Source organism: Kurthia massiliensis (assembly GCF_000285555.1).
Lineage (GTDB): Bacteria > Bacillota > Bacilli > Bacillales_A > Planococcaceae > Kurthia > Kurthia massiliensis.
In genome coordinates, this window is record NZ_HE610999.1 from 158,394 (window position 1) to 179,080 (window position 20,687).

A 20,687-nucleotide genomic window follows, 5' to 3' on the forward strand; every position below is an offset into this window, starting at 1 on the left:
ATATGTCAGATTTAATCCCGTTACAAAAAGAAGGTTTAAACGAACAAACTGCGAATGAGACACGTCTCGCTTTACGAAATGATCCTGAAGTTGCAGCAATCATTAAAGCTGTTGATTGGCGTGATTCCAACGATATTCTTGCACTCGGTAAAGAACCTTCACAAGAGTTATCACGCTTTACCGACCAAATTTTACATTCGATGACTTTATCGAAATTAGATGATTCAAGTGAACTATTGAAACAACTTGAAAAAGTAATGAACAAGTTTGATAAAAATGAGATTTTAAAAGAACCAAATTTCTTCGGGAAGCTATTTAATCGTGCAAAGAAAAGCATTGATTCCCTCTTTGCAAAATATACATCTCTCGGTACTGAAATTGATAAAATTCATCAACAGTTTTTAATTATTGAAGATGAACTGAAACATAACAATAAAGATCTTGAAGGCTTGTATCATCAAGATATTGAGTACTATTTAAATCTCGAAAAATATGCAGTAGCAGCTGAATTAAAGCTAGAAGAATTACGCAATCAAGACATTCCAAAGCTTGAAGCTGATGTCGCAAATGGTAATCAAATGGCTCGTATCCAACTAGAAAACCTTCGTACAGCTGAAGAAATATTAGATCGTAAAGTAGACGATCTTGAGAAAGCACGTATGGTTGCTGTTATTGCTGCTCCTCAAATCAAATCGATTCAACGTGGGAACAATGATCTCATTGCTAAAATCAACAGCGCATTCGTTACAACAATCCCAATCTTTAAAATGGGTATCATCAATGCAGTAAATGCTAAACGTCAAAAGCTCCATGCTGATTCATTAAATGCTTTTGAAGATCGTGCTAATGAAATGCTACGAGAAACAACAAAAGACATTATGAATCAAAGTGTTGATATTGCACGACGTACAGGTACATCTAGTATCAAAATGGAAACGATTGAAGATATGTGGGATACAATCGTTAAAGGTATTGATGAATATAAACAAGTAAAAGATGAACAAGTTATCCAACGTCAACAAGACCGTGTACGCTTAGAACAAATTCGTGAAGAAGCAAAAGATGTATTCAGTAAATAATTAATGTTGAAGCACAGTATATTCGTATGCTGTGCTTTTTGTCTGCCTAGATACAGATATGTAATGGCAGTGTGGACCATTTAATAAAGTGGATCGTTTTCTATGTAAATCATCTAACAGTAAAGTGCGACAAACAGATGCATCATAGATTTCTACTTCATGAATGCATGTTAGTAAGAACGCTGCATATATCTTTGTTGTACGTTCTTTCTTTGCTAAATAACGTGCGATAAATTCTTGTTCAATAATAGTGCGTGTTGAAAAACCAGTAATGGCTTTACGACCTTTACCGAATGTACGTGTAAGTAACGTTTGAGATTGTTTTAACAATTTATTTAATGTGCTTTTCGGAATACCAATCGCTTCACATAGTGCACGTTGTGTGATCCAAACGAAGCCATCTTGTTTTTCAGCACGTTCAATGTAACGAATAATATCTTGTTCCCATTCATGTAAATGGCTGCGTGTACGATCTGCGCGGTCTTTTTTATGTTTGTACCAACCTTTATAGTTCACGTACGGCTTTACGTCTGTATAAGCTGCTGTTAATTGCTCGATATAAAAGCGTTCTGGGCCTTGGTAGCGTCCACTATAAGCTGAATGGATAATCGCTTCGAATTCGCGCTGAGAGAGTGGTGTATATAACTGTGCATTAAATGTACTTAACGTGCACATCGCATCTGAAAATGAGATGCCATCTGCATAGCAAGCAAGCGCGAGTGTGAATAATGTATTGTTACGACCGATGACACCCTTTTCACCGCGAATATGTGGCGTTTGCAAAAGCGCTTTAAACCAAGTTTGATTGGTTAAATTTTGACGGTGGCGGACAGCATTTGTTTTTGTGAACAATTCTTCTTCACTTACTTGTTGTGACCAGCGAATGAGTTGTGCAATATCGTATGTTTGTTCTAAATTGATCCATACGACATTATCCGGCGTTGGCACACGGAAAAAACCAAAGTCATTACAAAATAGATCTGCACCGACATGGCTTAAACTTTTTTTTAATTGTTCAGCAATTTTTTTCGCCACGAAAATACCTGTACCACCTTTTTTAATGTGAAGCGGTGATGTCAGCATGAAATAAAGTTGATAACCGCGTGGAGAAGCTAACAGTAGTGTTGGGACACCAATGCTGTCATCTAAGCAAGCGAGCAAAATATCTTGAGGTGTATATTGCTTCGTATCAATATCAATAACGAAGGCATTCACCTGCATTAAATTTTCTTCGCTAAATCCTTTTACATACTCTTTAAACCCATTTGTATAACGATATTTCGTATACGTATTCGGTGTGAAATGAGAATAGTTGTCCATATTTTTCATGAGCTGTGTAGTTGATGTAATAATCTCACCTTTTACACCATAAGCAGTTTGTAAGTTGCGCTTTTCAGTGACAGCAAAAATACCACCTTGGCGATGTTGTGTCTCAACATTGCCAGGATTTTTTAAGCTGTTGTGAAACAATGTTTTAATTAATTGTTCAACTTGAAAGTCCATACGTATCCTCCTCTCGTTTAATACGTATAGTATAAATGAGAAAAAAGGTTACATTTTACACAATCTCATTTTTGGAAATAGCGATAAGCGTTGATATGACAACGTTTTCCGGGAATTGTGAACAACGTTAATCGTGTCAAACTATGCAACATACAACCGCAAAAATGAGATTTTGAGATTTTAAATTTTTGAAGAGAACCGCGATAAACGTTGTAATGATAATATTTTATACAAATAATTTAAAAATTATTGGGTAGATACAACCGCAAAAAATGAATTATTGGGTAGATACGACAATTTCCATAAATTACATTTTTTTCTTTTTGTTAACGAATAACATAAAAAAATAGTGGAAAATCATTAAAATATCGGGTAGATACAACCGCAAAAAAATTTTTATGTGTGTTTTCATTTATATATGAAAAAAAGTGAGAACGAAAACACGTTAAATTGGGCAAAAATGATAGAAATTCAACGCATTTTTATATTTATTGGGTAGATAGAACACGAAAATGAGATTTTAAATATAAAAGTGAGATTGGCCATTAATACAGTCATATCAATGCTTTAAAGAAATCGCTCAAAAAATTATTGGGTAGATACGGTATATAAATGAGAGTGAAAAGTGGATTATTGGGTAGATACAACCGCAAATTATTGGGTAGATAGAACACAAAAATGAGATTTTGATGAAAAATCTTATGTTATTGGGTACATAATGTATATAAATGAAATTATAAGATTGCTGATATATCAACGTTTTAAGCACATTTTTAAAATTATTGGGTAGATACAGCATAAAAATGAGATTTCCTATAAAAAGTTATTGGGTACATGCGACATTTTCGTAGTTTTTAAGTTTTCAATGCGCAATGTACACAATAAATTTGATGAATGTGCACGTTATTCACGTCTATACCCTTCACATAAAGTGATTTGAGATAAAAAATGTCGCATCTACACAATGATTGCGCTGCAAATACTGGGTAGATGATGCAAAAATATCCTAACTGGATGAAAAATTACGATGTAGTTGTTCAAAATATCGGGTAGATGGCACAAAAAAAGTGAAATCTAAGAAAAGTGTGTGATGTACTCAATAAAAGTGGAGTGCCAATATCGGGTAGATGGCGCAAAAAAGTGAAATCTAAGAAAAATACATGATGTACCCAATAAAAGTGGAGTGCCAATATCGGGTAGATCGCGCCAAAAAGTGAAATCTAAGAAAAGTGCATGAAGTACCCAATAAAAGTGGTGTTCAAATATTGGGTAGATAGCGTAGAAAAATGAAATCTTAAATATTGGGTACATCGTGTACAAAAATGAGATTATAAGATTTTGTGCGGTAGATTTGATATACTTTTAATAATGAATAACGAGAAGGATGATGTAGCAATGGACTATTCCTCAATGCTAGACAATGTATATTTAACGAAGGACCTGCAGCCACTTGCTATTTGCGAAGCGGTACAGCCATTATATATTGATGAATTTGAACATGTAGCTGAATGGACGACAGATGTCATGATGATGCAGCAAGATCGTGATTACGTCCCATCGAAAAGCTTTCAAAAATTATTAAACTTTGTGCAGTTAATTATGCTCGACAGCCGTGCGTTTCGAAAAATTGATTTGCGAGAGAAATTGGCGGATCCAACACAGCGTCATTTATTAGACCAAGTAATGCGTCCGGTATTAGAAGAAAGCAGTGAATCAACCACTACTAAGGTGAAAAAGACACCTTCGCCGAAACCTAGTACGACGGATACGAAGCCAGTCATACGTGAGGCACAACAAGCCCCTATTGAAGCAACGGTCGTTGAAGTAGTACCAGAAGAACAATTATCATTAGAAATTCCGGAAATCGGTACGGAACAAGTCGTATCGGTTATTAAAGATCAAGAGTATTTAATTACAAATGCGAGTCATAGTTATCAAGCATTGCGAGATTTAGTGACGAAAAAAGACTTTGAAGAAAATGAGGATGGCGATTTGCAGAAAGAAATCGTTGTCGATGGTGTGAAGCAAGGAACGGCTGAAATTCGTACCGATGAAGAAATTCAACGTTTACCTGCGGATACATTAGAAAAACAACATATTTGGTTTTCTTTACTCGAATCCACGAACTCAGCGCTCGATGAATTATCTGCGGATTTATTTGATTTGATCGCCTTTTCATGGATGAAGCAACCAAAAAATGATTACGGATATATCCATTTCGATAGTGACCAAGCACTTCGATTGAAATTTGAAAATCCGTATGAAAAATCGTTCCGTGTTCGTGAGAAAGAACGATTTGATATTATGCAACGCGTTGCGACGTTATCATCCGTTTGGATTGCGATGGATAATGACGACTTTATTGTTATCAATCCTGAAACGGAAGATATCGACCGACAAAACTATGAATTTGCAGACTTCCATCCCCTATTCCAAATTGGTTCTATTGAAATGGCCTATGATAAAAAGACAAAGAAGGCAAAAGGTATTTATTCGGTGACGATTAAACCGTCTCCTATTATTGACCGCTTGCTCGTACATAATGAGCAAGCATTTGCGTATTTAGATTACAAAGTGTTTCAGTACAATTACTATAAACATCGCCAACATAAACGACTCGTTCGCTTTTTAAATTCAGAATGGAAAAATAGCCGTGTTGAAGAAGCGTCCACATTTAAAGTTGGTCATTTAGTAGAAATTATGGACTTTGGAAAAAATAGTGTACACGGTGCGCGCTTGCGTGAACGTGTTGAACGCGTGCTTGATGATTTATTAAAAGATGAAGTAATTAAATGTTGGAAGTATACACAACCGTTTGAAGAAGTCGAAACGACGAAACGATTATGGTATGTGCAAGTGTGGGAAAATCTTGAGATTGCGATTACCCCGCCTGACCAAGTCATTATTGAAAATCAACGAATTGCTGAAATGAAAGTAAATACCCCAATTATCGATGTACCACATGAAGCGGTTATCGAGCCAAAAATTTTAGACGACTTACCATTGATAGAGAAAGTTGCATACATTATTGAAGAACGTAATATTACAATTAAAGTAGCAGCTGAAGAAGCAAATGTTTCATATAGCACGCTGCATCGCTATTTGAAAAATCCACCGAAAAAAATCTCATTAAAAAATCGTAAGCCACTCGAAGCTTATTGTGAAAAGTGGTATACACTTGTGAAAATGACACAAGAAGGTCAATAAGTAAAAATGTTTACATGTAAACTCCATTCATCTGAATGGAGTTTCTTCTATTATATAGTGCATATTTGTAGGCAAAAAAAATGTTACTTGTTAGTATGATACTATGCTAGAGCAAAGAAAGAAGGATTTTACAATGAAATTAAGTATTCTCGATCAAATTCCCGTACCGAACGGACTAACGCCACAACAAGCTTTACATAATAGTGTAGCGCTTGCGAAAATGGCGGATGATATCGGCTATGAACGTTTTTGGTTAGCAGAACATCATAGTACAAGAACATTAGCGAGTAGTGCACCAGAGATTACGGCAAGTTTTATCGCTGCACAAACGAACCGTATCCATGTAGGTACAGGTGGTATTATGATGATGCATTATTCTGCTTTAAAAATTGCAGAACAATTTAATACATTGAGTGCTCTTGCGCCAGGGCGTATTGACTTAGGTCTAGGCCGTGCACCCGGTGGCGATTATGCAGCAACATTTGCCCTTGCACAAGGCAAACGCCCATATGTCGATGAGCAATATCAAAAGCTAGAAGCGATTCAACATTTAATGGCTGGTGAAAAATCTGAAGATCAAGCGTATAGCCAAGTAATTGCGACGCCATTTAAAGTAGCGCCTGCAAGTATGTGGCTACTAGGCTCTACTGGACAAAGTGCCGCAAAAGCAGCTGATTACGGCGTTGGTTATTCGTTTGCACAATTTTTCAGTGGACAAGCTACACAAGAAATTTTCCAAATTTATCGTGATCGCTTTATCCCGACTATGTTCATGGAAAAACCACAAATTATCGTGAGCTATGCAGCAACAGTTGCACCGACAGAAGAAGAAGCAGAATTCCGTGCTCTTCCAATCGACATTTCACGTTTATGGTTAATGCGTGGTGAAATGCAACCAGCACTTACTTCTGAACAAGCACAAGAGTATCCTCTATCTGAAATGGATAAAATGCAAATTGAGCATAACCGCAAATTACATTTAGTCGGTACAAAAGAACAAGTCGCTGAAAAGCTACTACAAGACCAAGAAACATATGGTTTTGATGAAGTGATGATTAATTCAAATCAATCATCATTTGAGCATCGATTAGAAAGCTATCAACTGTTAGCACAACAATTACTCACAAGTAAATAAGTTTATTTGTTTACAAAAAAGGCAGCTTTACATTACGTAGAGGTGCCTTTTTCATAGAAAAAATAAATTTGTTCGTCTTCAAGCGCAATGTTCAATAATAGGTATCTTCTTTATATACTGGTAGGGAGAAAAAGAATATTAAGTAGTTTTCTCCTCATTGTTATATGCTCTATATACCATTGTTCCACGTGAAACATCTGTATTTAGTTTACATGTAAACATTTTTACTATTTTATTTGTTTATGAAATTAACGAAAAATCGTGTATAATAAGTATATTCAATAGATACATATATAAAGGGAGGTTTCTTTTGTGACAAGAATTATTACATTTGCGAATTTTAAAGGCGGTACAGGTAAAACAACGAATGCGGTTTTATTCGCGTATACACTTGCGAAGCAAGGATATAAAGTGTTAGTTGTCGACAAAGATCCACAAGCGAATGCTACAACATTTTTATTAAAGACGTATATGATTGAGCATGACGAATCACCAAAGATTGATCAATATATGTTAGACGGTGTAAAGGCCGGTGACTTAGCACCAACAATTTTAACAATTAAAGAAAACTTAGATTTAATTCCGAATACACCGACGTTCCATTTATATCCGAAGTTTTTACAAAAGAAATTTACAGGTATGAGCGAACAAGCAGAACGCGAACGTATTTTCTATTTCAGCGAATTGTTAGAACCGATTCAAGACGAATATGACTTTATTTTAATTGACGTGCCACCAACAATTTCTGATATTACAGATGCAGCGCTTGCAGCGACAAACTATGTTGTTTTAGTATTACAAACGCAAGAAGCATCATTAGATGGGGCGGAAGTATTCATTAGTTATTTACAAGACTTATTAGATGAACAAAAAGCGAATTTAGATATCGTCGGTATTTTACCGGTCATTTTAAAAGCGGATTCACGCGTGGAGCAAGCAACGATGCAAAATGCAATTCAAATTTTCGGTGAAGAAAATATTTTCGAAAATCATGTGCGTACGATGGAGCGTATTAAACGTTTCAATTCTGTCGGTATTACGAATGATGATCAGCACGATCATCGTGTACACAATTTATATGACGAAATTATTGCAGAGTTCATACAACGTATTCAAGAATTGGAGGAAGCATAACGATGGCTAAGAAATCATTATTACGTCATGATCGTGCCTTACCCGATCATTTAAAATACAATAAAGAAGAAGTAACAGAAGAAATTAAATCTGTAAAACCGATACAACAAAAAGCAGCGATGTTACGTGTCGATGAGCAAACGAAAAATAAAATCTCAAACCTTGTAAAAGTATGTGATTTTAAAAGTGCAAATGAATTAATTAATGATATGGTCGACGTGTATATGAAGTCATTAGATGACGAAAAACGTGCTGATGTAGAGTTAATGAATCGTATTTTAAATAAGTAAATATGTAAACAAGTTTATATGTTTATTTTAGAGATGTTATTCCCTCGTTGGGTAATATCTCTTTTTGTTTGTAAAATGTATGAGTGCTATACTTTCTATTCACTGTCATTACAATATGTATGCTATATTTGTTGTACAGATTTAAAAGTCAAAAAGTAAAAATGTTTACAAATAAACATGTAAAGGTAGGAATATATGCGAAGCGAAAAAGAAGTGATGGCCTTAATTGAAACATTCATTCAAAAAGACGAGCGTATCCGAGTAGCTACATTAGAAGGTTCACGAACAAATCCAAATGCTATAAAAGATGCTTTTCAAGATTATGATGTTAGCTTCTTTGTGACAGACTTAGATTCTTATGAAAAAGATGATCGCTGGCTATCAGCTTTTGGAAATGTCGTGTTTTTACAGAAGCCCGAACGAATGACATTGTTTCCACCAGATTTTCCGGGTTGGATGAGTTATCTTACTTATTTTGATGATGGTGTGAGAATAGATATTACACTAATTCCACTACATGAAATTCAACAATATGTCGCAGATTGTGATGGTCTTATGCGTGTACTCATCGACAAAGATGGCTGGGTGACAGAAAAAATCGTTGCCACTGATGAGCAATATTGGATTCAAAAGCCTACACCAGAAATGTTAAAAGATAGTTGTAATGAATTTTGGCATGTCGCAAGTTATGTCGTAAAAGAGATTTATCGTGATGACTACTTTTTTGCGGTGGATCATTTCAACGAAGTGTTGCGTCAAGAACTGTTAAGACTAATAAGCTGGTCGATTGGTTTTAAGTACGGATTTAATTTTAGTTTAGGGAAACATTATAAACATATTAAACAGTATATAACGGATGAAGAATATGAAGCGCTTTTGCAAACGTTGGCAATGCATCATATGGAAGCGTTGATCGTTTCGTATGAAAAATGTTGTGAACTTTTTGAACGTTATACAAAAATCATTGCACACCATTTAAACATGCCACACCCGACAGATGGGGCACGCATGCGTAAATTTTTAAGTGAATACGCAAAACAAAGAAACTGAGTTAGCAGATGCTCGCTCAGTTTCTTTTCTGTATATTTGTAAACATTTTTACATGTTTATATTTTTCCACATGAGACACAGCGCCTATCAGGATCATCAATACCATACAAACGCAGCTCTTTTTCAACGCCACATTCTTGGCAAACGCCATGCGCAATTTGTGGTAAAATGCCTTGTCTCGCTAGCGGTTGCCATTCTTTTTTGTACATTTCATATGTCATGCCATAATCGATTAAAACGAGTTTGCCGTCTTTCGACAATGCATAATTGCTACTATCAAAAATGTCATAGCATGCAAACTCTTCTTTTAATAAGTAAATAGCTTGGCGCAATGAATCGGTGACGCGTGGATCTGTTTCAAAATCAATTTTGTAATGACCATAATCAGCTGGGACGGGACGATAATAAGGTTGAACACATACAGATTCATCAACATATAAAATAGGTGCTACGTATTGGTGTAAGTTCTCTTCATGAAGACGCGCATACATTTTTTCTTCGAGGCGACTTTGCTTTTCGCCTAGTACATGTAAAAAAGATTTTACAACAAAATCATCATATCTTTCGACTTTACGTGTAGAACCTAGACCGATAAATTTTGCGTGCATTTTTGGATGTGTGTATAGTTGAATCATATAACCAATCCCCTCTATGTCATATAATTATATCTATTATATAACAGATTAAATAAAATACAAGTAGTTATACAACAAAAAATAGCGAATCTTTGTTTTTTTGCGTAAATATGTAAATATTCTTTTTGGAATTGCATAATAGCGGTATGATAACAATAGGAATAAAAACGTTAAATGAGGGTGGTTGAAATGGATACATCACAAATGACAGAAGCACAATTTATCGACTGGTACAAAGCGAATGAAAAAGGAAAATATGAAACGCCAAGTATGACGACGGATATGATTATTTTTACGAACGAAGGGAAAGATTTAAAACTATTATTGATTCAACGTAAGCAACATCCATTTAAAGGGAGTTGGGCATTTCCTGGTGGATTTGTGAATATGGATGAAGATTTAGATACAGGCGCTGCTCGTGAATTAAAAGAAGAAACAGGGCTTGAAAACGTATATGCAACACAATTATATACGTGGTCAGATGTAGACCGTGATCCACGTATGCGCGTCATTAGTGCTTCATATTTAGCGCTCGTTAATGAACAAGCACTGTTACAAGCAAAGGCAGCAGATGATGCCGAAGATGTGGCACGTTTCGTCGTTGATTGTCCGGTCGTATTTAAAAAACAAGGGACACAACAATTGACATTGACGCTCACACATCGTGAAAAAGGACAGCTAACAGCAAAGCTAAATGTGCATTACACACTTGTTGGGAAACAGTTAAAAGAGCAAATTGAATTGCTTGAAAGTAACGGTATCGGTTTTGACCATGCGAAGGCAATTGTTTATGCGATTTTGCGCATGCGTGAGCAAATGCAATATACACCAATTGCGCTTGAATTGTTACAAGATACATTTTCAATCGAACAAGTAGCACAAGCCTATGAAGCGATTGCAAATGATACGGTACCAAAAGCTATCGTTACGAAATTTATTGAGAAACAATTAGACAACACATATACATTTAAACAAGTAAACATGTAAACATTTATACTTGTTTAAACACAATAAACCCCAGTATCTTAAATAGATACTGGGGTAATGGCAACAAACTTAAGAAAATACACAATACGGGAAGGATAATTCCCAATTTGGGCATAAAAATAGAGAAGGTGATGTCAAATTCGACATCACCTTCTTCATTAGAGGATGGAGTTTTTACTTATGTCCGAGCCCCTTTGTTTACATGTAAATATGTTTAATCATTTACGAACTTCGTTTGCGGTACATCATATAACCGTTTAACGATACCGTTGACTGATCTAAAATTGTTGCACCACGTTCTTCTTTGCGAGAAGGTGTTAGCGAACAATCTGTTAGGACGGCTTCACTGCTATCTTGTAAATAAAATTCATCTTGTAAATGACCTTTAAAACGGCTATCTGTGAAGGTTAATTGGCTACCTTTACTGAAGACACCTTGTTTTTGACCATTTGCAAATAAACATTTTTTACCGATTAACGTGCTTTGCTCTGTAATAATCGTTGTGTCGTTATGGTCTGTACAAGCGACATGATTAAACGTTGCATTCGCTTTATTGTGTAAAACAATGGCATGTTGACCATGATTGAAAAATGTATTTTGGAATTGTAGTGTTGAACGTGTCGCTTCAAATTGTACGCCTTCGTTGTAAGAGAAAAGTGTATCAAATAAATTGAATGAACTACTAAATGCTTCAATACCGTGCTGGTCATTTTGCATAATTTGACTATCATTGATCGTTACAGTCGCGCCTTTTGTATAGAGACCATTTTTATTATTCGTAAATTGAGAATGCTCAATAGAAAGCGTGCAATATTCACTCGCAAGTCCATATTGTTGCGCACCTTTAAAGCAACCATTCGATAATAATAGATGGCCGTTTTCAATCATGTGGATACCATCGAATAATTGACGATCACAAACGATTTGATTCACTGTTAATTTACTATTATTCGCATAAATGCCATATGTGCCATCTTGAATCATGACGTCTTTAAAAATCGCTTCACTATTTAATAAGTCGATATTAATATCTTGGTTGTTGTGGAACGTTAAATGTTGGGCTGTACCGTTACTACGGTCTGTTAGCTGCAACGCGATACCACGACAATTCGCAAATGTCATTTGATCAATTGTAAATTGTGTTTGTACGGCATAGACAGATGGATACTCCGATGGGTGACTGTGTACTGCTAAATTACGCAACGTCAACGTAACGTTTTTCGCATTAATGTCGTTACCACCACAACGGTCAAAACGACAATCTGTAACTGTCACATTTGATTGTGCAGCAAGTGTAATATGATTTTTAGCAGAAATTAAAAAAGCACAGCCAGTAATTGTCGCTTCTACATCTTCTACTAATAAAATCGCACTTGAAAGTTCTGCTTGGAATTCACAATTGGTAATCGTTGCGCGGCCACCAATCATTTCAAGTTGGACAGCGTGATGTGTCGCAAAATTTGTTTTATATAATGTAACTGTTGATGCTGCTTCAGCAAAAATCGCACGTTGTAATCCACGACTAATTGATGTCTCATCAATATGCAATTGACTATGCTGAATGTGTAGTTGGGCTTTATCTTTCGCTTTGTGCTGTGTAATAGTACATTGCTTTAAATGAATGGCACTATCAGCAGCCTGAATTGCATGACTATCTCCATACGTGAAATCTACATGTTTTGCATTCAATGTAGATTCGTTTAATAAAGAGATTTGCGTATCTGTCGTTTTCGTAAATAGCGTACTTGTTACAACTGCATGACTATGCGTTAACGCTACGTGGTGTTTTGTTTCTTGTAGTTGGCTATCGCGCAATGTAAGATGTCCATCGTTGATGACAAGTTGTGTTTGTTTATGGTGAGCAAAAAATCCATGCGCGATTGAAACACTTGATTGTGCAATTGCTTGAATTGCTTGTTGTGCTGACTGGAAGCGTGTATGTGATGTATGTAATTTTGTGTTTTCTAAATAAACTTGTGTGTCAGCTTGCGATGACAGAACGGAATGATCTAATGTGATCGTACTTCCCTTCGCATAAATCGCATATTTGTTTCCATTGAATTGACATTTTGTGAATTGTGCTTGGCTATCTGCAAGGGTCACAAATGCTTTCGATGTATCTTTTGCATCTCCGTTGAATTGACAATCTGTAAATGTAACGGTTGCTTGTTGTACCATGACAGATTGCATCGTAGAAATTGTGTGGAAATGACAGCCTTCAAAGTGTGCTGTCGCATCTTTAATTTCGAATAGTTGATTGAATTGGATATTTTGAATCGTTGCTTCTACTTTTGGTGCAACGACCACATCTCCTATGATTTTCACAATACCATGACCGTGGAATGTAATCGATTTTCGTATCACGAGTACTTCATCGTAAGTACCAGACGAAATTTCAATTACATCGTTTTCAGTAGCATGTTCTAATGCTTCTAAAATAGTCGTATAGGCATCCTCTTTATATTTTGATACGTATAATGTCTTCACACTGATCCCCCCTTTTTATCTATTATACAAAAAAAATGGTGTGCTCGTCTTGATTTGTGATAAATTTCCAACGTTTATTTGTAAACAAGTAATTATTTTTACATGTAAAAATAAAATCCATAAAAAAAACGCGTGTGTTACGCGTCGATATCGGTTATTTTATGAGCGTTCGGCTTACGTTCTTTTATCAAAAATGCCGAGTGCTTCATGACGATTTTCATTTGTAATAAGTGTTTTTTATTTCAATGACAGTCCCCCTTTATGCTGTTTCTAACATTCCCATTCCTAGTAAGAAATAAACCTTATTTTTATTTTTATGGAAAATTTTAGTTTTTTTCCGATTGGTGTAACGTATTTTTTAATTTACGTATCGTTTTAACTTAAAAATGTAAAATAAATCAATTGTCCTGTCATTATTTGCTACAATTAATACATATTTTAGGCAAAACAGGTAATGGTTTACTGTTTTTCTTGAAATAAAATGAATTTATTAGGAGGGTTCTATATGCGTTTAGAAAACAAAGTAGCTATCATTACAGGAGCTGCAAATGGTATTGGGGAAGCAGCAGCAAAGAAATTTGTTGCTGAAGGCGCGAAAGTTATTGTCGCCGATTTTGCAGATGCAGGTGAAGAAGTAGCCAAAAATTTGGGGGATGCTGCACGTTTCTTTAAAGTCGATGTGAGTAATAAAGAAAGTGTAGAATCAATGGTACAATTTGCAGTAGATCAATTTGGGACGGTTGATATTCTTGTAAACAATGCTGGCATTACACGTGATGCGATGCTTCACAAAATGACAGAAGAACAATTTGACGATGTTATTAATGTAAATGTTAAAGGTGCGTTCAACTGTACGCAAGCTGTTTATCCAATTTTAAAAGAAAAACAATATGGCCGTATTATTACAACTTCATCAGTTAGTGGCATTTACGGCAATGTCGGCCAAACAAACTATGCCGCTTCAAAAGCTGCAGTTGTAGGCATGACAAAAACGTGGGCGAAGGAATTTGGCCGCAATGGTGTAACAGCTAATGCTGTAGCTCCAGGTTTTATTAAGACAGCAATGGTTGCAGCAATGCCACAAAAAGTAATTGAAAAAATGGAAGCGACAGTGCCACTTCAAAAACTTGGTGAGCCAGAAGATATTGCGAATGCATATGCATTTTTAGCTTCAGATGAAGCAAAATATATTACAGGTCACGTATTGCACGTTGACGGCGCAATTATGATGTAAATTAATTGGACTTATATAAGTAATCAAAACGAGGAAAGTTTTTAAAAGACTTCCCTCGTTTTTTGTTTTTAAAAAATAAAATGAGGGTAAAGGTTGGCAATAGGCATAGATAGCGCTCCACCGCTCAATATTTTCAAATTTTATTGAAAGGGTGAGATACATGAAAGCGACGATGAAAAAAATTGAACGTGATGCTATTGTGTTAGAGATGAACGGGAAAGATTATACGATTCACATGGATTTACTATCCGATCGAATTTTACAACATGTATTGGATGAAGGATTATACATTGAACCATTATCATTAGAAAAACAGCGCGCCTTATTGATGGCATCTGATCTTCCAGAGGCTGAGACGATGTTAAATCGTACGTTAACAGTGCCGGAAGATTTACCAGATGTATATCAGTAAGCAGATCCAGAGCGGTAGCTAGCATGTCTGTTAATTTTTGAAAAGAGGCGGTGCATATGACACAGCAATTCATAATGTGTGCGAACTGTAGCAGAATTTTAGGAGAAGAGGATCGCATCATCATTGATGATTGTACTTTTACGAACTTGCACCCATCATTTGTTTACACTTGTCCGCACTGCGGTCATATTGAAGCAAGCAACGAAACGCATACAACCGGTGAAGATGCGATTCCATCATAGATACGTGAAAGGCTGCGTCATATGACGTAGTCTTTTTTAAATTGTAAACATGTATAAATAATTACATGTTTATAAATAGCACCTATTTATAAGTTATACGTCTGTATTAGAAGATAAATGGAGGAGTGCTCCCAATGCGTAGAATTATAGCGAAAGATAACTCGAATATTTATTATCAAGTTGTTGGCGTAGGAAAACCAATTGTATTAATACATGGTAATTTTCAACATCATCGTTATTTCAAGAAACAAATTGCTTTTTTCTCGCGTTTTTATAAAGTGATTGCGATGGATACACGAGATCAAGGAAAATCAAATAATCTTGCTTCAGAGTTAAATTACACGATCATTAGTGACGATTTGGCATTAATTTTAAAGCAAGAACATGTCAAAAAATGCGCAATAATTGGCTTTAGTGATGGTGCAAACATTGCATTTGTATTCGCTTGTCGATATCCATCTACTGTCCATAAGCTTGTTTTATGTTCCGGGAATATAACATTTCATGGACTGGTATATAGAAAACAATTGCAGCTGACGTTACGTTATATGTTTTTTCGTTATATATTACATTGGAAGCGGGGATATCGTGTATTAAAACTTTTAATGATGGATGTACCTGTTAATGAAGAAAAAGCCCAACGTTTAAAAAACATTGAAGCACTCGTAATAGTGGGAGAACATGATATTATACGACAACAAGAAACAAATCGCATCGTTCGTATGTTGCCTAATGTACGTTATCATACTGTATTGAATAAAGGACATACGATTCAAACGATAGATGCAGCGTTTATTGCTCGATTTTTAAAAGGATGTGGATAGGCTTTGAAACGAATAGATAAGAAATGGCTTCACTATGTAAGACCAATTTTTTTAATTTCCATTATTGTACTCGTCTTGAGAGAAATATTAGTTATTTCTCGTCAAACAGATTTTTCACAGTTACAACAAATATTTCAAAAAATTCCATTTATGCAATTACTTATATTAGTTGTAATAGGTTTGCTAGCTACAGCGACGATGATTGGTTATGACTTTGTATTAAATAAGTTATTACAAACAACATATCAGAAACGTTATATCGTTAAGTCTAGTTGGATTATTAATTCTTTTAACAATTTGATGGGATTTGGAGGTTTAATAGGAAGTGGTCTAAGGTCAACATTTTTTAGTGAAAATGATGCTGAACAAAGAAATGTGCTAAAACGTGTTTCTTCTATATTAATTTTCGCATTGTCGGGCTTATCTATTTTAGCGATGATTGCATTAGGGATAACCATTTTTATGTTAAACAACCATATCGCATCTAAATATATCATTTGGTTAATTGCAGCTAGCTTCTATTTTCCAATCATTTATGTGATGACACTTCGCAGTCATTGGCTCAAAGATTTAAAGCTGGGCATTAAATTACAATTAGTTAGTATTTCTGTTTTGGAATGGGTTATGGTACTCGTAACGTTTTTAGCCGTTGGGAAAGTACTCGGTCAAGATATGCCATTATTAGATGTCAGCGTACTTTTCGTCGTTTGTTCTATTATCGGGATCGCCTCACTGGTTCCAGGAGGTTTAGGTAGTTTCGATGTTTTCATGATTATTAGTTTACGTACATTAGGCGTGGATAATGAAGTTGCTGTATCTTGGTTGCTTATTTATCGTATTGTTTATTATTTTATTCCTTTTGCCCTAGGGATGAGTTTATTTGCTGGTAATATTGGTAAAAATTTAAATGCGCGATTTAATGGTATTCCGAGACAAATAATTGCATTTAGCACTAAAAAGTTGTTAAGTACCATGTTATTTATTGCCGGGGTCGTGCTCATTTTATCAAATGCGATTCCAACTAAAGCATTTGTAAAACAGTCAGTATTATCTTCAGAATTTTTCAGCATAATCATTGGCATTGTTCTTGGCTTTTTATTATTGCTCCTTGGGCGAACATCGACGTTACGCTTACGAAAATCATTTCTTCCGATGTGTGTGGTAATCTGTATGACCGGAATCTATTGTATTATAGAAGGCTATCCATGGTTCATGTTCGTGTACATTTCATTTATTATGTTATTAGCAATTTTATCTCGCCATCGTTTTTCAAAATTGGCTTTTTATTATTCTTGGGAAGCACGCGTGTTTGATCTTTCGTTATACACGATATTAATAGCACTTTATTTATTGCTGGGATACTTTGTTATGCCACATGAAGAATTGCATAAGCTCGAAGCGCATTTTTATTTATTTCCATCTGAACGTCTATGGTTTTACGGATTGTGCCTTATTTTAATGACGTTTGCTATTGAGCTATTATTCATTCGGTATTTAAAAGGAAAACCGCCCGTCAAACATTTTGATGAAGTGCGTGTTAAAAAATTGTTAACGCAATACGGAGGACATGTACACAGTCATCTTGCATTTATGCGTGATAAATATCTTTTCTTTTATCAAGAAGATGATGAGGATGTATTACTTATGCAGTATGAACTGATCGCCGATAAATGTATTGTCATGGGAGACCCTATTGGCAAACAATCTGCAATCAAGTCGGGGTTACGTGCATTGAAATATGAAATGGATCTTCGGAATATAAAACTCGTATTTTATGAAGCAACAGAGTCGATAGTTATGCAACTTCATGAAATTGGTTTTGATTTTATTAAAATGGGAGAAGAAGGACACGTTTCATTAGACAATTTTACGATGTCAGGTAAAAAACGTAAAACATTGCGAGCGAATATGAACAAGCTAGAACGTGAAGGCTATCATTTTCAGTTGCTCTCTCCTCCGTTTACTGATAGTTTGTTAGATGAATTAGAGGGAATTTCAACAGAATGGCTGGCTGGCCGACATGAAAAAGGATATTCGGTTGGTAGTTTTGATCGTTATTATTTAAATAAAGCTCCGATTGGTGTTGTAAAACGAGAAGATGGTCGAATTGAAGCATTTGTTACATTAATGCCCACTCAAACGAAAAAGATTGTATCGATTGATCTTATGCGTTATCGAAAAGATACGGTACCAGGAATGATGGATTTTTTATTCGTTTCATTATTTATAGAAATGCAGCAACAACAATATACGTATTTTAATCTAGGTATGGCTCCATTTTCAGAAGTAGGTGCTTCTAAAGATAGCTTTATTGAAGAACGGCTCGCTTTCTTCTTATATGAATATGGCAATCGATTTTATTCTTTTAAAGGATTGAGAACGTATAAAGAAAAATATGCTGATCACTGGACATCTAGATATACGGTATATTCTAAACAATCTATGTTGTTATTTGTAATGATTCAATTACTTATAGTTGTGAATCGAGATAAAAGTTAATAAATAAAAATGTTTACAAATATACTTGTAAAAAAACCTGCCATGTCGGCAGGTTTTTCTCATTATCCGTAATAACGCATTAATGATTGTGTGAAAATGAGTGCAATCGCTACAACAAAAATGCCGATTAAAATATAGCCACTACGCCATAATAGCGTTTGTTGATATTCATCATTTTCGAGCACAACATCACGCTCTTCTTCGCTCAAATCATCTACGACGGGTACTTGGTGTGCAAATAAATAGCCAAATAATGCGATCATTAAAAAGGCACTCACGAATGCAATAATTCCTAGAAGATACATGCAGACACCTCCATAAATATATCATCGGTCAAATCATGGGCGTTTCAAGTAGTGAACGAACAAATAACAGTTTATTTCTGCTGGAAATTGGGTATAATTGATTATAGGATTGTCTAGGATGAAAAACGCGTACATTAATAGGATGTGCGCGTTTTTTATATGGTTGCGGCATAAAAAAAGGACGTGCTAGGAAAGAAACGCCCTTTTGTGATTATAGTTGATGTTTTTCGATTAATGTCACAAAAGCATCAACGAATGATTGTAAAAACTTTTCAGTATCAGGTTTGAACGTACCATCATCTTCAAATAATTGTGGTGAATTTGCTAAGTATGCTTCTGGTTGTTGCAGCGTTGGTACATTTAAGAAAACGAGACTTTGACGTAAATGATGATTTGCGCCAAAACCACTTAAATTACCGATGGATTGACTAATGACAGCTGCTGGCTTGCCGTCCCATGCATTTTGACCGTATGGACGAGAGCCGACATCTAATGCATTTTTTAAAGCGCCTGTCGTTGAACGGTTATATTCAGGTGTGACGAATAAGACAGCATCTACCGATTTGATTGTATCACGAAAAGCTGTATAGGCTTCTGGTACATGTTCTTCTGTATCAATATCTTCGTTATAAAGCGGTAACTGTCCGATTTCTACAAATTGTGTTTCATATCCTTCTGGAAATAGTGCACCGACATTTTTGGCGATTTTTGTTGAATAAGATTCTTTACGTAAACTACCACTAATTAATGCTACTTTGACCATCATTTGACCACCTTTATATTAAAATTTATCACGTTTATTAATTCCTTCTTTTCCACATCATTAATCTCGTTCGATAGTTGGAATTTAAGAGACGTTCTATTCTAACGAATTTTTGCTGATGATAAGCCTTTTTTAGAAAAAATTTTTAAATTCATTTTATGAAAGCGGTATCATTTTTATGCAAAGTATAATTTTCCTGTTTTTAAAAATATCAATTTATGAGGAAGTATAGGGCTAAAGATATTACCTATCATATATTTAGTTATCCATATGATAAAAAAACATGATTATTTTTGATATAGTGGATTAATTTTATTTCCAAAATAAGAACACAATAGTTAAAAAATGAAATGAGATGCAAGAATATCCAACGTTTCGCACGTTTTTTTGCATTTTTATTGCATGAAAAATTACATGATAAGCCATTAGATGCGACATTGTATGTAGAACAGAAAGTATTTGTATCGATTTTCTCTCATCATTTTCATATGACGAAAATTTTTCAGCAGCACGTTGATCAAGCACTAAGTCAATGTAGAACGCACTTTTTATATGAAGCTAAAGTGACGACTTAAAAAATTGTTTCTATATTATATTTTTTTCATTCATAGGGTGCATGTATCGTTGAGAAGGGTATACGTTCTATAAGCTTCGCTATATAAAGGGGGTTTATAGATGGATGTAGAAGTGCTTTATTATTACAGTGTGTCAGGTGATAACTTTGAAGACCGTGTCATTTTAGAAGATGTCGCAGTAGATACATCAGATGAGCAACTAGAGAAACTTGCCTTTGAGTCGATTGCGAAGAAAAAAGGTCATAAAAATCCTAAAGTGAAACGCTTTACGAAAACAGAAACGTAAATAAAGTAGCTACCATAGTTGGTGGCTACTTTATTTTTAT

At 35.2% G+C, this 20,687-nt stretch carries 18 protein-coding genes; 13 read left to right on the top strand and 5 right to left on the bottom strand.

What is annotated here, in order from left to right; all coding sequences use genetic code 11:
• Window positions 1-2 precede the first annotated feature (2 nt).
• Window positions 3-1,079 (top strand): toxic anion resistance protein, encoded by a 1,077-nt coding sequence (locus KMHG_RS10395; RefSeq protein ID WP_010289333.1) that lies wholly within the window; start codon window positions 3-5, stop codon window positions 1,077-1,079.
• Here KMHG_RS10395 and KMHG_RS10400 read toward each other — a convergent pair whose 3' ends face one another.
• Window positions 1,080-2,582: a primase C-terminal domain-containing protein gene (locus KMHG_RS10400; protein WP_010289336.1), complete on the bottom strand. Its 1,503-nt coding sequence runs from the start codon at window positions 2,580-2,582 to the stop codon at window positions 1,080-1,082. It abuts the gene before it with no gap.
• Between the two features lie 1,395 nt (window positions 2,583-3,977).
• Between KMHG_RS10400 and KMHG_RS10405 the strand changes: the two genes are divergently transcribed.
• From KMHG_RS10405 to KMHG_RS10425, 5 genes are all read left to right on the top strand, one after another.
• The gene (locus KMHG_RS10405) at window positions 3,978-5,789 is read left to right on the top strand and encodes a helix-turn-helix domain-containing protein (RefSeq protein WP_010289337.1); all 1,812 of its coding nucleotides are present in this window, start codon (window positions 3,978-3,980) and stop codon (window positions 5,787-5,789) included.
• A 133-nt stretch (window positions 5,790-5,922) separates the two neighbouring features.
• The gene (locus tag KMHG_RS10410; RefSeq protein WP_010289340.1) at window positions 5,923-6,924 is read left to right on the top strand and encodes an LLM class flavin-dependent oxidoreductase; all 1,002 of its coding nucleotides are present in this window, start codon (window positions 5,923-5,925) and stop codon (window positions 6,922-6,924) included.
• Window positions 6,925-7,236: 312 nt separating this feature from the next.
• On the top strand, window positions 7,237-8,058 hold the full coding sequence (locus KMHG_RS10415) for a ParA family protein (protein ID WP_010289342.1): 822 nt from the start codon (window positions 7,237-7,239) through the stop codon (window positions 8,056-8,058).
• 2 nt (window positions 8,059-8,060) lie between these two features.
• Window positions 8,061-8,348: a DUF5388 domain-containing protein gene (locus KMHG_RS10420; protein ID WP_010289343.1), complete on the top strand. Its 288-nt coding sequence runs from the start codon at window positions 8,061-8,063 to the stop codon at window positions 8,346-8,348.
• A 195-nt stretch (window positions 8,349-8,543) separates the two neighbouring features.
• Complete coding sequence (locus KMHG_RS10425) at window positions 8,544-9,398, top strand: aminoglycoside 6-adenylyltransferase (RefSeq protein WP_010289344.1); 855 nt, start codon at window positions 8,544-8,546, stop codon at window positions 9,396-9,398.
• 56 nt (window positions 9,399-9,454) lie between these two features.
• Here KMHG_RS10425 and KMHG_RS10430 read toward each other — a convergent pair whose 3' ends face one another.
• Entirely contained in the window at window positions 9,455-10,033 is a 579-nt protein-coding gene (locus KMHG_RS10430) for a hypothetical protein (RefSeq protein ID WP_010289345.1), read from the bottom strand.
• 189 nt (window positions 10,034-10,222) lie between these two features.
• Between KMHG_RS10430 and KMHG_RS17750 the strand changes: the two genes are divergently transcribed.
• A complete protein-coding gene (locus tag KMHG_RS17750; protein WP_010289346.1) occupies window positions 10,223-11,020 on the top strand; it encodes an NUDIX hydrolase in 798 nt (265 codons plus the stop codon).
• A gap of 222 nt (window positions 11,021-11,242) precedes the next feature.
• On the opposite strand, the gene KMHG_RS10440 is transcribed toward KMHG_RS17750, so the two are convergent.
• Entirely contained in the window at window positions 11,243-13,507 is a 2,265-nt protein-coding gene (locus KMHG_RS10440) for a right-handed parallel beta-helix repeat-containing protein (RefSeq protein ID WP_010289348.1), read from the bottom strand.
• Between the two features lie 505 nt (window positions 13,508-14,012).
• Here KMHG_RS10440 and fabG point away from each other — a divergent pair.
• The 5 genes from fabG to mprF all read left to right on the top strand — a co-directional run bounded on the left by fabG (window position 14,013) and on the right by mprF (window position 18,718).
• Complete coding sequence (fabG, locus tag KMHG_RS10445) at window positions 14,013-14,741, top strand: 3-oxoacyl-ACP reductase FabG (RefSeq protein ID WP_010289349.1); 729 nt, start codon at window positions 14,013-14,015, stop codon at window positions 14,739-14,741.
• Between the two features lie 160 nt (window positions 14,742-14,901).
• Entirely contained in the window at window positions 14,902-15,153 is a 252-nt protein-coding gene (locus tag KMHG_RS10450) for a hypothetical protein (protein WP_010289350.1), read from the top strand.
• A 56-nt stretch (window positions 15,154-15,209) separates the two neighbouring features.
• Window positions 15,210-15,395: a hypothetical protein gene (locus KMHG_RS10455; protein WP_010289351.1), complete on the top strand. Its 186-nt coding sequence runs from the start codon at window positions 15,210-15,212 to the stop codon at window positions 15,393-15,395.
• A 134-nt stretch (window positions 15,396-15,529) separates the two neighbouring features.
• The gene (locus tag KMHG_RS18420; RefSeq protein WP_010289353.1) at window positions 15,530-16,219 is read left to right on the top strand and encodes an alpha/beta fold hydrolase; all 690 of its coding nucleotides are present in this window, start codon (window positions 15,530-15,532) and stop codon (window positions 16,217-16,219) included.
• A 3-nt stretch (window positions 16,220-16,222) separates the two neighbouring features.
• Window positions 16,223-18,718 carry a bifunctional lysylphosphatidylglycerol flippase/synthetase MprF gene (gene mprF, locus KMHG_RS17760; protein ID WP_010289354.1) on the top strand — a complete coding sequence of 832 codons (2,496 nt, stop codon included), beginning with the start codon at window positions 16,223-16,225 and terminating at the stop codon, window positions 18,716-18,718.
• Window positions 18,719-18,780: 62 nt separating this feature from the next.
• Here the strand turns inward: mprF and KMHG_RS10470 are convergent, their stop codons facing one another.
• A complete protein-coding gene (locus tag KMHG_RS10470; RefSeq protein WP_010289356.1) occupies window positions 18,781-19,023 on the bottom strand; it encodes a hypothetical protein in 243 nt (80 codons plus the stop codon).
• A 211-nt stretch (window positions 19,024-19,234) separates the two neighbouring features.
• Complete coding sequence (locus KMHG_RS10475) at window positions 19,235-19,786, bottom strand: NADPH-dependent FMN reductase (protein ID WP_010289358.1); 552 nt, start codon at window positions 19,784-19,786, stop codon at window positions 19,235-19,237.
• Window positions 19,787-20,461: 675 nt separating this feature from the next.
• On the opposite strand from KMHG_RS10475, the gene KMHG_RS10480 reads away from it, so the two are divergent.
• Window positions 20,462-20,647 carry a hypothetical protein gene (locus KMHG_RS10480; RefSeq protein ID WP_010289363.1) on the top strand — a complete coding sequence of 62 codons (186 nt, stop codon included), beginning with the start codon at window positions 20,462-20,464 and terminating at the stop codon, window positions 20,645-20,647.
• The last annotated feature ends 40 nt before the right edge of the window (window positions 20,648-20,687 follow it).

Excerpts from the sequence above, each read along its gene's own strand:
- KMHG_RS10395 (WP_010289333.1), top strand. The coding sequence starts at position 3 with ATGTCAGATTTAATCCCGTTACAAAAAGAAGGTTTAAACGAACAAACT.
- KMHG_RS10400 (WP_010289336.1), bottom strand. The coding sequence starts at position 2,582 with ATGGACTTTCAAGTTGAACAATTAATTAAAACATTGTTTCACAACAGC.
- KMHG_RS10405 (WP_010289337.1), top strand. The coding sequence starts at position 3,978 with ATGGACTATTCCTCAATGCTAGACAATGTATATTTAACGAAGGACCTG.
- KMHG_RS10410 (WP_010289340.1), top strand. The coding sequence starts at position 5,923 with ATGAAATTAAGTATTCTCGATCAAATTCCCGTACCGAACGGACTAACG.
- KMHG_RS10420 (WP_010289343.1), top strand. The coding sequence starts at position 8,061 with ATGGCTAAGAAATCATTATTACGTCATGATCGTGCCTTACCCGATCAT.
- KMHG_RS10425 (WP_010289344.1), top strand. The coding sequence starts at position 8,544 with ATGCGAAGCGAAAAAGAAGTGATGGCCTTAATTGAAACATTCATTCAA.
- KMHG_RS10430 (WP_010289345.1), bottom strand. The coding sequence starts at position 10,033 with ATGATTCAACTATACACACATCCAAAAATGCACGCAAAATTTATCGGT.
- KMHG_RS17750 (WP_010289346.1), top strand. The coding sequence starts at position 10,223 with ATGGATACATCACAAATGACAGAAGCACAATTTATCGACTGGTACAAA.
- fabG (WP_010289349.1), top strand. The coding sequence starts at position 14,013 with ATGCGTTTAGAAAACAAAGTAGCTATCATTACAGGAGCTGCAAATGGT.
- KMHG_RS10450 (WP_010289350.1), top strand. The coding sequence starts at position 14,902 with ATGAAAGCGACGATGAAAAAAATTGAACGTGATGCTATTGTGTTAGAG.
- KMHG_RS10455 (WP_010289351.1), top strand. The coding sequence starts at position 15,210 with ATGACACAGCAATTCATAATGTGTGCGAACTGTAGCAGAATTTTAGGA.
- KMHG_RS18420 (WP_010289353.1), top strand. The coding sequence starts at position 15,530 with ATGCGTAGAATTATAGCGAAAGATAACTCGAATATTTATTATCAAGTT.
- KMHG_RS10470 (WP_010289356.1), bottom strand. The coding sequence starts at position 19,023 with ATGTATCTTCTAGGAATTATTGCATTCGTGAGTGCCTTTTTAATGATC.
- KMHG_RS10475 (WP_010289358.1), bottom strand. The coding sequence starts at position 19,786 with ATGGTCAAAGTAGCATTAATTAGTGGTAGTTTACGTAAAGAATCTTAT.
- KMHG_RS10480 (WP_010289363.1), top strand. The coding sequence starts at position 20,462 with ATGGATGTAGAAGTGCTTTATTATTACAGTGTGTCAGGTGATAACTTT.